Here is a 13603-nt window from a genome sequence, read left to right as displayed (position 1 = left end):
TCAGCGCTGCTTGAGCAGCAGGATTTCGGGCGTCACCGCGCGCACGGCATAGTCGCGATTGGCGAGTGTCAGGAAGATGTCGACCGCCGGCCTGGTCCGGTCGCCGGTCAGCGGCAGGCGATCGGGGTGGCCGGGCATCTGATCGCGATCGATGATGATGAACACGGGCGCACGCGCGCCCAGTTCGCGCCGGAAATTGGCGATCCACGGCGCGAAGTGATGATCGCCGGCGGGCAGGCGGGCGATGAGCTGCGAATTGATATAGCGGCTCGCCGACAGCCGTTCGCTCAGCACCGCGACGTCGTAACGGCGGCCCCATTGCAGGATCGGATCGTCCGACCGGCTTTCGGCGCGGATGATCTGCGCGATCGTGAGCCGATCGATCTCCGCCTGCGACCGGGGCGGATCCCAGGCGAGGAGCGGGCGGACGGCGCGCGCCGCGCTGCCGGCCGCCAATCCGCCGCCCGCGACGATCAGCAGCGCGACGAGCGCCGCTTTCCGGCCGCCGCGTGCATCGGGCAGGCGGCTCCACCCCGCATCGATCCCCGCCGCCGCTGAGAGCAGCATCAGCGGGACGAGGCCGCTCAGATGATAGGGGAAGCCCTTGTTCTGGACGAAGAAGGAGGCGATCACGGTCAGGATCAGCGCTGCGAGCGTCAGTCCGAAGCGGCCGCGCCGCGCGCTATCCATCCCCCACAAGACCGCGCCGCCGATCGCGACCGCCAGCGGCCAGCGCCAATGGCTGAGGACGATCGTGACGAAATCGCCTACCAGCCGCATCCGGCTCGCCTCGACCTGATAGACGGTGGCGGGAAACAGCACCGCCTGTTCATACCAGTCGCCGATCGTGCCGAGCTGCAGCCCGGCCATCAGGAAGGCGAAGGCGACGACGATGCCGCCTGCGATCAGCCCCGCGGTCATGCGCAGGCGGAAGCCCGCCGGGGCCGCGCGCAGATCGATCAGCCATAGCGGAAGGGCCGCGAACAAATAGGTCGGGCGGATGAAGGTGGCGATCATCCCGACCAGGCCGGCCAGCCCGCGCCGCGCGGGGCTGGGGCGGTCGATCGAGATCGCGGCGGCGAGGATCAACAGGTGCATCGCCGTGATGTCGCGATGCCCCGATATCCACGCGCCCGACGTCGCATAGAGGATCGGATAGGTCGCCAGCACGATCCACGGCGCGCGTGCAAAGCCGCACCGCCGCAGCAGCCACGCCATCGCCGCCAGCCCGATCGGCATCAGCACCGCCATGTCGAACACGCGGAAGGCCCAGGGATTAACCCCGAACAGCGCCTGCGCGGCATCATGGTAGAGGAAGGGGATCGGCCAGCTGATGTCGAAGGCGTCGCGATAATACATGCCGCCATGCGCGCCGATGAAGGCGACATAGTCGAAGATCGCCTGATCGCTGGTCGGCCACAGGCGGTGGACGTGCCACAGCCCGATCGCATAGCCGATCAGGCCCAGCACGCCGCAGGCCAGTTTGAACGGATCGAGGTGCTTTGCGGGCTGTTCGGTCATGCGTCGCGGCTCGTGCGGGTCCAGCGGCGCTCGCGGCCGAGCAGGGTGCCCGCATAGATGGGCAGCTTCCACAGGATGTAGAACGGGATCTTGAGCAGCGTGCCCGCCCGCATCTGCGCGCGGCCATAAAGCGCCCACGCGGCGAGGATCAGCAGCGCGGTGACGCCGGCCAGCCCCGCGAGGACCGCGGCGGCGACGGGGGCGAGCAGGCTGACGATCGCGATCCCCGCCGCATCGAGCAGCACGAGCAAAGCGAGCGGGGGAATGAGCATGTCGAGCGCAAGCAGGGTCGTGCCGCGCTGCGAGCTGAACAGCAGGCGCGGCGCCATCCGCCATGCGGCGGCGAGCGATCCCTGTTCCCAGCGGCGACGCTGTTCGCGCGTCCCCGCCTCACCCGCGGGATCGGACCAGACGCGGATGCCCGGCGCGTGGCGCGGCGGCGCGCCCATCAGGGTGAGTTCGGCGCCCAGCACCAGATCCTCGACCGTCTCCCCGGTCGCCAGCCTTGCGGCGGCGAAGATGCGCCACGGAAAGGCCATGCCGCTGCCGGTCAGCACCACCGGCGCACGCAGCCGCCTCAGCCCGCGCAGGCGCAGCGAATTGCGCACCAGCATCGCGAAGCCCGATAGCTGCACCATCGGCCCGGCATCGGCGCGCGGGGTCATCAGATAGGTCGCCTGCACCGGGCGGCGGCGATGATGCGCGATGGCGGCAAGCCGTTCGACCCCCGCGCCCTCGACCCGGCAATCGGCATCGACCACGACCACCGCGTGCGGCGGATCGGTGGCCAGATGATCGCGCGCGAAGGCGAGCGCATGGCCTTTGCCGGGGCGGGCGGGATCGTCGCGTTCGATCACTTCGGCCCCCGAAGCGCGGGCGATACGGGCGGTATCGTCACGGCAATTGTCGGCGACCACGATCAGCCGCGCCTGCACCGGCAGCGCCTGCCGCAGATCGGCCAGGACCGGGCCGATGCCCGCCGCCTCGTCATGCGCCGGCACGATCACCGCGAAGCGCCCCTGCCAGATCGGCGCGATCGATCGACGCGGCGGCAGCAGGCCCAGCGCCAGTTCGACCGCGAAGGTCAGCGTGGGGATGGCCAGCAGCAGCGCGATCGCCGATCCGGCGAGCAGGGCGATCATGCCGCGTCCTTATATTCGATCAAGGTCGCGCGCCGGCCGCTCGCCCGTTCCCACATATAGCGGAGCATGCCGGTCGCCTCGGCGAACTTGCCGATCGTCAGGAAGGCGGCAAAGGCGAACGCCTTCGGCATCGGAAAGCGCAGTCCCTCGCGTAATGTCAGGCGCAGCGTCTGCGCGGCGAGGAGAAGCAGGATGGCAAGCGCGATCGTGCGCGCGGTTTCGGCATTGCCCAGCAGGCCGAGCAGGGCGGCGAGGATCAGGCCCGCGACCGGCAACATGCCCCACACGGCAATCCGGCGGCGGGCAGCGCGATAGGGGTGGGCTTCGGGCGCTTTGCCGTGGCGTGCGGCGAGTTCGGCGAAGGCGTGGCCCGCGCGCGCGGTGCGCCGCCACCATTGGCCGAAGCGCGTGATCGCGGCGTCGTGCAGCGTCATTTCGGCATCGATGCACAGGATCTGCCAGCCGGCGCGGCGCAGGCGGATGCACAGATCGGGCTCCTCGCCCGCGATCATGTCCGCGCTATAGCCGTTCGCGGCGCTAATCGCCTTGTGGCGAAACAAAGCGTCCCCGCCGCACGCGCCCGCCGGGCCGGGGGGCACCGCCCATTCGACGTCGCACAGCCAGTTGTAGATCGATCGATCGGGAAAGCGTTCGCGTCGCCGCCCGAACATGACCGCAAGCGCGGGATCAGCGGCCATCGCTGCAGTCGCCCGATCGATCCAGCCAGGCTGCAATTCGCAGTCGCCATCGATCATCTGGACATGATCGACGGCGATTCCATCCTGCGCAAGCCGGGCGAGCCCCGCATTGCGCGCCCGTGCGGCGGTGAAGGGCAGGGTGGTATCGAGCCTAACGACCGTCGCGCCCATCGCCTCGGCCAGCGCGACGCTGCCGTCGCTCGATCCGCTGTCGACATAGACGACCGAGCAGTCGCCACCGATCGAACGCAGGCAGCGCTCCAGGCGCTCACCTTCGTTACGGCCGATCACGATCAGTGCGGTCGTTGCATCCCCCATACAGAAACGACACTAGCCGATCCCTTCGTTCAAGACGACGGGCAAGTTGGAGGGCCTCGGCTTGATCGTTACCACTTTAGTCCGTAATCGATTTCCTTGAGGAAACGCGGGATCGGGGGGTCACGCGGCAGAGTGTGTTTGTGGCGAGGGTCATCACGGCGATCGCATCGTATCGCAGCGAAATCGTTCGCGCTTTCGCCAGTCCGCTGGCGCGCGGCCCGCTGATGGCGGCGCTGGCGGCTTCGATCATGCTCGCGGGCTGCGGTTCGGGCACCGAGCGCGCGACCAAGGCGGTCGCCCGGTTCGACGCCGCTTATGCCAAGCGCAACTATTGGGTCGCCCGGCTGGAGATCAATCGCGCGCTGCGGCTTGAGGATGACGTTCCCGAATATTGGAACCGGCTGGGCCGCGTCGAACTCGCGCTCGGCCAATATCTGAACGCCTATACCGCATACAAGAACGCGCTGATGCTCGATCCGCGTAACATCGAGGCGGTGCAGGCGGTGGCCGAACTGTCCTTTTCCGGCGGATCGCAGGACGACGCGCTGAAATATGCCGATCAGATGCTGGCGCGCGAACCGCGCAACCTGCGCATGCTGGCGGTCAAGGGCTCGGTCGCGCTCGACCGCAAGCAATATGACGATGCGCGCGGCATCGCCGAAAAGATGCTGGCGATCGATCCGACCAACGAAAATGCGACGATCCTGCTCGCGCGCGTCACTTATGCGTCGGGCGACAAGGACAAGGCGATCGCTTTGCTCGAAGAATCGCTGAAGACGCAGGGGGACAGCATCCCCCGGCTGGTCGCGCTGCTCGACATGTATCGCGCGAAGGACGATTTCGCGCCGATCGAGGCGACCTATCAGCGGCTGTTCCGTCTGCGCCCCGACGATGTCGACATCACGCTCGAATATGCGCGCAACATGTACGAATATCGGCGCGGCGATCTGGCGGCGCCCGTGCTGGCCCGCCTGCTGCGCGCCAAGGCGGACGATCCCCGGATCGAGCAGCGCGTCGTCGATCTGTGGACGTCGATGGGTGACGTCGTCGACATCGATCAGCTGCGCGGGCTGGCGGCGTCGGCGGGGCCGGAACTGCGCATCACGCTGGGGCGGCTCGCGATCGAGCAGAAACGCTATCAGCAGGCGATCGACATCGTGACGCCACTGACTGGCGCAGGGCCGGTCGGCCCCGCCAATGTCGAGGCGCGGGCGGTGCTGGCCGGGGCTTATGCCGGACTGGGGCAGATCGGCCGCGCCAAGCCGATGGTCGACGAAATTCTGAAGTTCGACGGCACAAATCCCCGCGCGCTGCTCGTGCGGGTGCAGATCGATCTGGCGCAGAAGCGGTTCGACGATGCGCTGAAGGATGCGCAGGCGATCGTCGCCAAAATGCCGCAGGATTCGGGCGGGCGCATCATGCTGGCGCGCGTCTATGATGCGCGCGGCGACAAGACGATGGCCGAGACGCATTATGCCCGCGCGCTGGCCGAAATCAGCGGCGCGTTCGACGCGCTGGCCGCCTATGTCCACTGGTTGAAGGCGAATGGGCAGGATGCCCGCGCACTCGATGTCGCGCGGATGTTCACGCGGCAGAATGTGAACATGACCGCCGGCTGGGCGCTGCGCGGGCGGCTGTGCATGGCGGCGCGTGACGCCAATTGCCTGCAATCGGTGATCGAGGGGCTGGAGCGGCTGCGCGGGACGGAGAAGATGCGCGCCGATCTGCAGGCCGATCTTGATACGCTTCCCAAGCCTCCGCCATTGACTGTCATGCTCACGCCCGATCAGGGCGCGGCCGATTTCGCCCCGCCCGGCACCGCGGTTCCGCCGCCGCCGACATCGGGGGGGACGCCGTGATGCTGCGGCCGCAGGCTCCCGTCGCCGGCTGGGCGCGCCGATACCGGTTGACCCAGGCCGTCGTCACCACGATGGTGGTGGCGGCCGATCTGATCGCGCTGGTGGCGGGCACCTTGCTTGCCTTCTGGCTGGCGCCGAAGCTGACGGGCTTTGCCGAACCTATCTATCCCTATGGCTGGGTCGCGGTGCTGATCTCGGCCAACTTCTTCCTGCTCCGCCTCGCCCGCCGGTCCTACGATCGGCCGATGGGGCGCGGGCAGGACAGCGATCAGGGCGTGGTCTATGCCTTTCTGGTCGCGGCGTTGATGGTGGGGGGAACGACCTGGTCGTTCGATCCCGCCCCGCATTTCCCGACCGCGCTCGCCGCCGGCTATATCGCCGGCTGCACCCTGTTCCTGTTCACCAGCCGCTATGCGGTGCGGCAGATCGTCTGGCAGCTGGTCCAGGCGGGCAAGCTGGGTCAGCGGATCATCATCTACGGCGCGGAGACCGAGACGGCCGAACGCGCGATCCGCCTGCTCGAACTCGAACGGCTCCCCTATTTGTCGGTGGTGGGCATCGCCGACGCGCGCACCTCGCGCGTGCCGGCGGAGGCGCCGTGGGGCCTGCCGCATTATGCGGGGATGGAGGAGCTTCGCTACCGTCTCGGCCGGGGCGATATCGACATGGTGCTGATCGCGCTGCCCAATATCAGCCAGGGTCGGCTCGACGAATTGACCGAGGCGCTTCAGTCGATCTCGGTCGATGTGTGCCTGATGCCGCGCGAGGCGATGGACCTGTCCAGCCAGTACAATGTCCGCTTCATCGGATCGTTGCCGCTGTTTGCCTTATGGCAGCGCCCGATCCGCGAATGGGGCGTGATGGTGAAGGCGCTGGAGGATCGTACGCTGGCGGCGGCGGGGCTGATCATCCTGTCGCCGGTGATGATCGTCACCGCGATCCTGATCAAGCTGTCGAGTCCGGGGCCGATCCTGTTCCGGCAGCAGCGCTTCGGCTTCAACAATGTGAAGATCGAGGTGCTCAAGTTCCGGTCGATGCGGACTGAGCTGCAGGATCCTACGGGCACGGACCGCACCGTGCGCGGCGATCCGCGCGTCACCTGGATCGGGCGGATCATCCGGCGGCTGAGCATCGATGAACTGCCGCAGCTGATCAACGTGATGCGCGGCGAAATGTCGCTGGTCGGCCCGCGCCCGCACGCGACCACGATGATGGTCGGCGACGATTATTATTTCGATGCGGTGCGCCACTATACCGCGCGCCACCGGGTCAAACCCGGCATTACCGGGCTGGCCCAGGTGCGCGGGCTACGGGGCGAAATCGACAGCGTCGAACGCGCCAAGAGGCGCGTCGAGCTGGATTTCTATTATATCGAGAATTGGTCCCTGATGCTGGACATCCGCATCATCCTGGAAACCATCTTCAAGATCTGGCGCGACCCAGACGCTTATTGAGGATGCTGCTCCCCGGCCTTCGCCGGGGATCAGGCATGTGTTCTTACTGAGCCGGGGGCGTCGCGGCCGGCGGGGTGGTGCCGGGGGCGGCCGGCGCATCGACCGCAGGGGTCGGTGCGGGCAGCGTGCCCGGCGCGGCGCCGACCGGCTGGCCGGTGGCGATGGGATCGTCGGGAACCTCGGGCTTGTCGACCGGCATCGCCTTGCGTGCTTCGGCCTGCTTCTTGGGTTCGAAGCCCGACTGATACTGGATCTCGGCCTGCCCGCGCGCGCGCTCGATCTGGGCCTTGCTCTCGTTGAACAAGGCGCGGCGGCGCACCGCCTCGGTCGCAACGGCGCGCTGGACGTTGTTCGGGGTCGCGATCTGATCGCGGCCGACGATGACGCTGGCGACGAAGCTGCCGTTCGACGGCAGGACGAACGGCTCGCCCGCCGGCATCTGGTTGATCTTGCCCATCAGCTGCGGATCGAGACGGCCGGTGTCGATCACGCCGCGGCCACGGCGCGAGGCGAGGCCCATCTTCTGCAGGATTGCCGCAATATCGTCGAGCGAGTGGGCGTCACGCAGGTTCAGCAGCTGCTTGTTGTCCTTGGGCGCTTCGAACTGCAGCTGATCGAGCAGCAGGCGCTGGCGCTGGCCGAACATCGTGGGATTGTCCGCGATATACTGGGTCACGTCGCGATCGTCGGGCGCGGGCACGGTCTGCGCGACCTTCTGCCCCAGCATCGAGACGAGGAGATTTTCGTCGAGCCGGCGCTGCTGGCTGACATATTCGGGGGTCTTGTCGAGGCCCTGTTCCTTGGCTTTCTGAACCAGGAGCTTGCGGTCGATGATCCGTTCCAGAACCTGACGGCGCAGCATCGCGCGATCGATATTGTCGGGGATGTTCACCCCCGCCAGTTCGGCGTTGAGCTCAGCCATCGAGACTTCGTCGCCATTGACGACGGCCACGACCTGACCCTTCGGTTCCTTGCTGCACGCCGCCAGCGCCAGGGCTGCTGCCATCGTGGTGCCGAGCATGATCGCTTTCAGACGCACGCCGATATTCCCTTTCTTTCGAACTCTGCCCCCGGCGACTGCTACATGATTGCCCGCCGGGGCGACAAGCTTTAACCAACGACGCACAGATGGCAGCTAAGGTTTAACGCAGTGGAAACGCCCTACGACTGGATCACGGTCGCAATGTTCGCCGGGCTCGTGGTCCTGTTCATGCAGCGTTCCACCGCCGCCGCACCGCGGGATTCGCTGTGGCAATATCTGGTCGCCGCCGTCGGCTGCGCGGTCGCCAATTATTTCGGTAACCACGCGATCGAGGATAGCAGCATGCTCTATCACGCGATCGCAGTGGCGCTGATCGCCGCGACGATCGGGTTCGTTTTCGTCGTGCTGAAACCGCTCGACCGGGCTTAGGCCTTCTTCACCCCCGCATCGCCGAACAGGATGCGGCGCGCGACCGGCGACAGCTGGGTCTGCAATTCATTGACGAACTTTTCGAGCAGCATCATCGCGCGCTCGTCGGTGGGCGCGGCGGTCGAGATGCGGACGAGGACGCCGTCGGGCACGCGGCCCTTCAGATTCTCCTCCGCCACCGCCAGATGCTGCTGATACCAGCGTTCGGGAAAGGCATTCCCGATCCGGGTCCAATAGATCATCTGTTCGTGGCGCGTATTGCTGCGTGCGGCGATGAAGTGGGTCGGCACGGTCAGCCCGCCGCCCATGTCGATCGGCTTGATGTAGTTTTCGTCGAGCTGATAGCCGGCGGCCGGATAGCAGACCTCGGGCCGGTGGACCTGGAGCATCCCGTCCTGCTGGCCGCTATAGGCGATCAGCAGCATGATCGGCTCGCTGTTCGGCGCGCCATAATAGCGGGTGAGCAGCTTCGAATAGACCCCGGCCTTCAGCTGGTCCTCGGGCGGCAGGACGAGGCCGCCGACGCTTTCGAAGGTCCAGTCGCCGATCTTCGTCGGGATCAGCTTCTTCAGATCGGCGTTCGCGGGCGCCATGCGCAGCGGCTCGTCCGGGCGGCGCGAATTGGCGATCACGCTCGCCGCCGCGCAGACGCCGCCGACGATCATCGCGCGCCGGCTGATCAGCGGGGAGGGGGCGTCGCTCATGGTTTCGTGCGTCATGGCGTTGTCCGTCATGCCTGGCCCGCCTTCGCAAGCCGCCGCCGCAGCGGGCTTGCCAGCGCATCGACGCCGAAGATACCCAGCACCGAAAAGAGGAACAGCGTGATGCCCGAGAAATTGTGCAGGAAGCCCTGCGCGGCGGCATCGCCCAGATAATAGGTGATCAGGATCAGCCCGATCACGCGGATGAAGTTGGCGAGCACCGCCACCGGCACGATCGCGAGCATCAGCAGCAGCGCATAGCGCCAGTTCGCATTGTGGCGGACGTAGATGTAGAACAGGCCGATCGCCGACAGGCTGATCAGCGAGTTCAGCCCCGCACACGCCTGCGCGATCAGCAGGTCGTACTGGCCGATGCTGATCATCACGCCCGAACCCGCGATCGGATAACCGAACAGGTGCAAAAGATCGATCGACGCCTGCGAGATACCGATCTTCAAAGGTTGCGTGACCATCGCGACGACGGTGTCGGGCGGCGGGAAGATGAACAGCATGTAGAGGATCGGAAACCACATCAGCCGCAGCGCGCGCGCACCGATCAGGTAATAAGCGCCGGTCAGCAGGCTCGCATACATGCAGAAGCCTTCGACCTCGATCACGTTGATGATCCGGAAGACGGCATAGCTCGGCACGAAGACGAGTGCGGCGATCAGTGCGACGATCGGGTTGCCCGGCATCGCCAGCGCCTTCGCCTCGCTCCAGCGGCGGGCATAGAGCCACAGGCCGGTCGCCAGCACGATCGGGCCGTGCGCGCCCTGTTCGGTCGACCAGCTCTGTCGTGCGACATCGAACAGGGTGGGCACGGCAAGAATCAGCGCGCCGAGGATGAAGGGCCAAACGGGGCGCAGCCCGCGCAGGACGGGCGCCAGATCGCTCCATCCATAACGATTGTTTACATGTGCGTCCGCCATGCGTCCGCCTTGATCGTTCATGGTTTAGGAAGCCTTAACCGTGGATGTGTATAGCTTCAAAGCCCGTTGCTCCGCGGCTGGAAAGGGCTTCCAGCTTCCCCGTCAGCGTCCATAGCTGATCGGTTCGCGGCGGAACAGGCGTTAACCGTCGAGGTTTGCGGATTCGACGTTATCTGCTATGTTTCGGTCCGCGTAGATTGGCCGTTTCGGCCGCGTATTGGGGTTGTTGGAGATGTTGAAGGAAGCTGCAGCGTCCAAGGCGGCAAAGCTGCTGATGACCTGCGTTTGCCCGGTCGCGGGAACCACCGCGCTCAGCCTGGCTTCGCCCAAGGTCCGCGATGCGGTGCATAAGGCGACCCAGCCGCGCCAGTACGCCAAGCCCAAGACCCGCGTTCGCGCGCCCGGTTCCGAGGAAGAAGCCAGCCCCATGCAGATGGCGGCGGCGGAAGCGCCGTGCCCCACGGTGACGCCCTTCGCACTGTCGAACCTGCCCGAAACCTCGGTCCAGCCGCTTCAGGCCGCGCCGCAGCAGCTCGCCGAAGGGCCGAGCCCGGACGTGACCAACCCGATCCCGCTCACCCCGCGCATCTTCGTGCCGCCGGCCGGTGGCAATCCGGTCCCGCAGGGTCCGGGTGGCGTGCCCGAACCGGAAACCTGGGTACAGCTGGTGCTGGGCTTCGGCATCATCGGCGGCGTCGCGCGCGTCACCTATCGCCGCAACGGCGGCCAGCAGCGCCGCCAGGATCCGTTCGAGACCTGGGACGAAGCCAAGGCCGAGACGAAGGCGGGCTGATTTTCGTTGGTCACCCCGGCCTTGTGCCGGGGTCCACGCAGAGGCACGCGATGCCCTGCACATCCACACACAGCGCTATCGAGCAGGTGGACCCCGGCACAAGGCCGGGGTGACGGCCCCTCGCGCAATCAGACGGGGCCGGCCCCGTCAAAAGCCGACCCCGTCCTTCGCGGAAGCTCTGTCCGAACCTTAGAAGGGGCGTTCGCCCATCACGTTGCCGCCTTCATTGTAACGGCACACCAGGAAATCGTCGCGACGCCCGTGGGCAAGCGCGCAGCCGACCGCCTTGGTCGAACGCCAGGTAAGCTGCGTATAGTGGCCTACCTGTTCGAGATCGCCGTTGATCGCGTTGTTCGGGAAGATGCCCTGCTTGAAGTTCTTCCGTTCCGCGACCCACAGCCCGACCATCGAATCCGCGCCGTAATAGCCACGGGTGCCGGCCCACAGATTCTCGCCCTGCGGATCGGGGTCGAGCGGCTCGTCCGGCGAATGGACCAGATGGCCCACTTCGGTCAGGTGCTGCGCCCAGATCGCGGCGTCGCGCGCTAGATTGTTGTCCCAGCGCAGCGCAGGGATGCCCAGCGCCTCCCGTTCGCGATTATGACCCGCGAGAACGCGGTCATTGAAGTTCGTGCTCAGGTCGGTCGCACCCTGCATGAGCGGCGCCACCAACGCGATCGCGCCGGCCATCGCCAGCTTCGCCATCCGTCCCGTGGTCGTCGAAAAACGCATTACCCATCACTCCAACTGCGTGACGGGGCTCAGTATGCGGACGGGGCCTTGCGGCGTGGTTGGCGAGATTAGTGACCCGAATGTTCAGCACTAAATCCTTCTTAGCTATGGATTTTTGCTGACGATTGCGGGCCATGCGGCGGCGTGGATTTCCGTGGCAGGACGGGGGCTTGTCGGGTTAACCGCGCGTTGGGGATATTTGGCGGCACGCCAAATGTTGCCGCTGATTTTACCATTCAAAAGAGAGGTCGGGCGGCCGAATCGTCAGTTTGACGTGACAAAAGTTTACGCGATCGACGATGGATTGAAGAAAGAAAGCTGGGGCGCCGCGGGCCGATCCTCACATCGGCTCGTCTGCCACGACCCTAAGGGCCGGAGACGATTTTACCGCGGCGGCCACGTCGAGCCCCGCTACCCGGACTTTCACCGGTGCACCCCCTCCGCGCGGCCCTATCGGACTCTTCGCTGACGTAGCGGGGCGCTGGATAAGCGGGAAAACGGCCCCGCGCTACTAAAGATTTGCAGCCGTTTGCAAATGGCGGAAATCCGCCAAAGTCGGTGCATGTCGCGGGCAACTATCAACATTGATGTCTAACCTATCAGTCAACTGACACCGCAGGACAGTTTCTTTGCCTATCGAATCAATAGGCAACTGGCGTCAGAAACGCGCGTCGCGATACACGCCCGAAATGTCGCCGCCCCACGGGCCGTGATAGAGATCGAGCAGCCGTTCGGCGGGCGTCTTCCCGCTTTCCAGGATCACGCGCAGCGGATCGAGGAAGACGCGCTCGTCCTCGCCGCCCGCATTCAGGCGTGCACGGGCTTTCAGGCCCGCATCGGCGATGTCGAGGATCACCTTGCCCAGCGTCTGGAAATCGCGCCCGCGCGGCCCCTTCGCCTTGAGGCCCAGCTTGGGCACTTCGGCGCGGATGCGGTGATGGTCCTCGATCGTCCAGTGCTTGATCACGTCCCACGCCGCATCGAGCGCGACGTCGTCATAGAGCAGGCCGACCCAGAAGGCGGGCAGCGCGCAGATCCTGTCGTGCGGGCCGCCATCGGCGCCGCGCATCTCGAGGAAGCTCTTGAGGCGTACTTCGGGGAAGGCGGTCGACAGATGGTCGTTCCAGTCGGCCAGCGTCGGCTTCTCGCCTGGCAGGACCGAAAGCTCGCCCTTCAGGAAATCGCGGAAGCTCAGCCCCGCCGCGTCGATATATCCGTCGCGGAAGGCGAAATACATCGGCACGTCCAGCATGTAATCGGCGTAACGTTCATATCCGAAGCCGTCTTCATAGACGAAGGGCAGCATGCCGGTGCGGTGCGGATCGGTGTCGGTCCAGATGTGGCTGCGATAGCTCAGGAAGCCGTTGGGCTTGCCCTTCAGAAAGGGCGAGTTGGCGAACAGAGCGGTCGCGAGCGGCTGAAGCGCCAGGCTGACGCGGAACTTCTTCACCATGTCCGCCTCGCTCGCATAATCGAGGTTGGTCTGGATGGTGCAGGTGCGCAGCATCATGTCGAGGCCCATCGTGCCGACGCGCGGCATGTGGCGCAGCATGATGTCGTACCGGCCCTTGGGCATGATCGGCAGTTCTTCGCGGGTCTTGTCGGGCCACAGGCCCACGCCCAGGAAGCCGATGCCCAGCTTCTCGCCGACTTCCTTCACCTGATTGAGGTGCCGCGCGGTTTCGGCGCAGGTTTCGTGCAGATTGTCGAGCGGCGCGCCCGAAAGCTCGAACTGGCCCGCCGGCTCCAGGCTGACATTGCCGTCCGTGCCCTTGAGCGCGATGATGTTCTCGCCCTCGTAAATCGGCTCCCAGCCGAATTTGGTCAGCGCGATCAGCAGCGCGTGGATGCCGCCGCGTTCCTCATAGCTCGGCGCGCGATGATCATCCTCGAAGAAGACGAACTTCTCATGCTCGGTCCCGATGCGCCAGCGCGCCTTGGGCTTCTCGCCTTTCGCGAAGACCGAGATCAGGTCGGCGCGGCTTTCGATGACGGGGTCGGTGCCGGTGCCGGCTTCGCGGGTGCTCATGGGGCGCGGCCATAAC

The 13603-nt window shown here is 66.0% G+C and carries 12 protein-coding genes; 4 read left to right on the top strand and 8 right to left on the bottom strand.

Annotation, left to right across the window (positions count from 1 at the left end):
* The 3 genes from EOD43_RS13995 to EOD43_RS13985 are packed head-to-tail and all read right to left on the bottom strand — an operon-like array spanning nt 1 to nt 3679.
* Entirely contained in the window at nt 1-1521 is a 1521-nt protein-coding gene (locus EOD43_RS13995) for a hypothetical protein (RefSeq protein ID WP_127744441.1), read from the bottom strand.
* Nucleotides 1518-2663, bottom strand: a complete 1146-nt coding sequence (locus tag EOD43_RS13990) for a glycosyltransferase family 2 protein (protein ID WP_127744440.1) — start codon at nt 2661-2663, stop codon at nt 1518-1520. The genes EOD43_RS13995 and EOD43_RS13990 overlap by 4 nt, the downstream gene beginning before the upstream one ends.
* Complete coding sequence (locus EOD43_RS13985) at nt 2660-3679, bottom strand: glycosyltransferase family 2 protein (RefSeq protein ID WP_127744439.1); 1020 nt, start codon at nt 3677-3679, stop codon at nt 2660-2662. Before EOD43_RS13985 ends, EOD43_RS13990 begins: the two co-directional genes overlap by 4 nt.
* Before the next feature lie 140 nt (nt 3680-3819).
* On the opposite strand from EOD43_RS13985, the gene EOD43_RS13980 reads away from it, so the two are divergent.
* Both EOD43_RS13980 and EOD43_RS13975 read left to right on the top strand, forming a co-directional pair.
* Nucleotides 3820-5538, top strand: a complete 1719-nt coding sequence (locus EOD43_RS13980; protein ID WP_127744438.1) for a tetratricopeptide repeat protein — start codon at nt 3820-3822, stop codon at nt 5536-5538.
* Nucleotides 5538-6992 carry an exopolysaccharide biosynthesis polyprenyl glycosylphosphotransferase gene (locus EOD43_RS13975; protein ID WP_127744437.1) on the top strand — a complete coding sequence of 485 codons (1455 nt, stop codon included), beginning with the start codon at nt 5538-5540 and terminating at the stop codon, nt 6990-6992. The genes EOD43_RS13980 and EOD43_RS13975 overlap by 1 nt, the downstream gene beginning before the upstream one ends.
* A gap of 43 nt (nt 6993-7035) precedes the next feature.
* On the opposite strand, the gene EOD43_RS13970 is transcribed toward EOD43_RS13975, so the two are convergent.
* Entirely contained in the window at nt 7036-8031 is a 996-nt protein-coding gene (locus tag EOD43_RS13970) for a SurA N-terminal domain-containing protein (RefSeq protein ID WP_127744436.1), read from the bottom strand.
* Nucleotides 8032-8142: 111 nt separating this feature from the next.
* Between EOD43_RS13970 and EOD43_RS13965 the strand changes: the two genes are divergently transcribed.
* A complete protein-coding gene (locus EOD43_RS13965; RefSeq protein ID WP_127744435.1) occupies nt 8143-8403 on the top strand; it encodes an XrtV sorting system accessory protein in 261 nt (86 codons plus the stop codon).
* Here the strand turns inward: EOD43_RS13965 and epsI are convergent.
* Both epsI and xrtV read right to left on the bottom strand, forming a co-directional pair.
* Nucleotides 8400-9137, bottom strand: a complete 738-nt coding sequence (epsI, locus tag EOD43_RS13960; RefSeq protein WP_240653200.1) for an exosortase-associated protein EpsI, V-type — start codon at nt 9135-9137, stop codon at nt 8400-8402. The genes EOD43_RS13965 and epsI overlap by 4 nt on opposite strands.
* Nucleotides 9134-10033 carry an exosortase V gene (xrtV, locus tag EOD43_RS13955; RefSeq protein WP_240653199.1) on the bottom strand — a complete coding sequence of 300 codons (900 nt, stop codon included), beginning with the start codon at nt 10031-10033 and terminating at the stop codon, nt 9134-9136. The genes epsI and xrtV overlap by 4 nt, the downstream gene beginning before the upstream one ends.
* A gap of 232 nt (nt 10034-10265) precedes the next feature.
* Between xrtV and EOD43_RS13950 the strand changes: the two genes are divergently transcribed.
* On the top strand, nt 10266-10826 hold the full coding sequence (locus EOD43_RS13950) for a hypothetical protein (RefSeq protein ID WP_240653198.1): 561 nt from the start codon (nt 10266-10268) through the stop codon (nt 10824-10826).
* A gap of 189 nt (nt 10827-11015) precedes the next feature.
* Here EOD43_RS13950 and EOD43_RS13945 read toward each other — a convergent pair whose 3' ends face one another.
* Nucleotides 11016-11558, bottom strand: a complete 543-nt coding sequence (locus EOD43_RS13945; RefSeq protein ID WP_127744433.1) for a CAP domain-containing protein — start codon at nt 11556-11558, stop codon at nt 11016-11018.
* A gap of 658 nt (nt 11559-12216) precedes the next feature.
* Nucleotides 12217-13587: a glutamate--cysteine ligase gene (locus EOD43_RS13940; protein ID WP_127744432.1), complete on the bottom strand. Its 1371-nt coding sequence runs from the start codon at nt 13585-13587 to the stop codon at nt 12217-12219.
* Nucleotides 13588-13603: the final 16 nt, after the last annotated feature.

This window comes from Sphingomonas crocodyli, from assembly GCF_004005865.1.
Classification (GTDB): domain Bacteria; phylum Pseudomonadota; class Alphaproteobacteria; order Sphingomonadales; family Sphingomonadaceae; genus Rhizorhabdus; species Rhizorhabdus crocodyli.
This window is presented reverse-complemented; position numbering and strand designations above follow the sequence as displayed.

Excerpts from the sequence above, each read along its gene's own strand:
- EOD43_RS13950 (WP_240653198.1), top strand. The coding sequence starts at position 10,266 with ATGTTGAAGGAAGCTGCAGCGTCCAAGGCGGCAAAGCTGCTGATGACC.
- EOD43_RS13985 (WP_127744439.1), bottom strand. The coding sequence starts at position 3,679 with ATGGGGGATGCAACGACCGCACTGATCGTGATCGGCCGTAACGAAGGT.
- EOD43_RS13975 (WP_127744437.1), top strand. The coding sequence starts at position 5,538 with ATGCTGCGGCCGCAGGCTCCCGTCGCCGGCTGGGCGCGCCGATACCGG.
- xrtV (WP_240653199.1), bottom strand. The coding sequence starts at position 10,033 with ATGGCGGACGCACATGTAAACAATCGTTATGGATGGAGCGATCTGGCG.
- EOD43_RS13945 (WP_127744433.1), bottom strand. The coding sequence starts at position 11,558 with ATGCGTTTTTCGACGACCACGGGACGGATGGCGAAGCTGGCGATGGCC.
- EOD43_RS13990 (WP_127744440.1), bottom strand. The coding sequence starts at position 2,663 with ATGATCGCCCTGCTCGCCGGATCGGCGATCGCGCTGCTGCTGGCCATC.
- EOD43_RS13995 (WP_127744441.1), bottom strand. The coding sequence starts at position 1,521 with ATGACCGAACAGCCCGCAAAGCACCTCGATCCGTTCAAACTGGCCTGC.
- EOD43_RS13940 (WP_127744432.1), bottom strand. The coding sequence starts at position 13,587 with ATGAGCACCCGCGAAGCCGGCACCGGCACCGACCCCGTCATCGAAAGC.
- epsI (WP_240653200.1), bottom strand. The coding sequence starts at position 9,137 with ATGACGGACAACGCCATGACGCACGAAACCATGAGCGACGCCCCCTCC.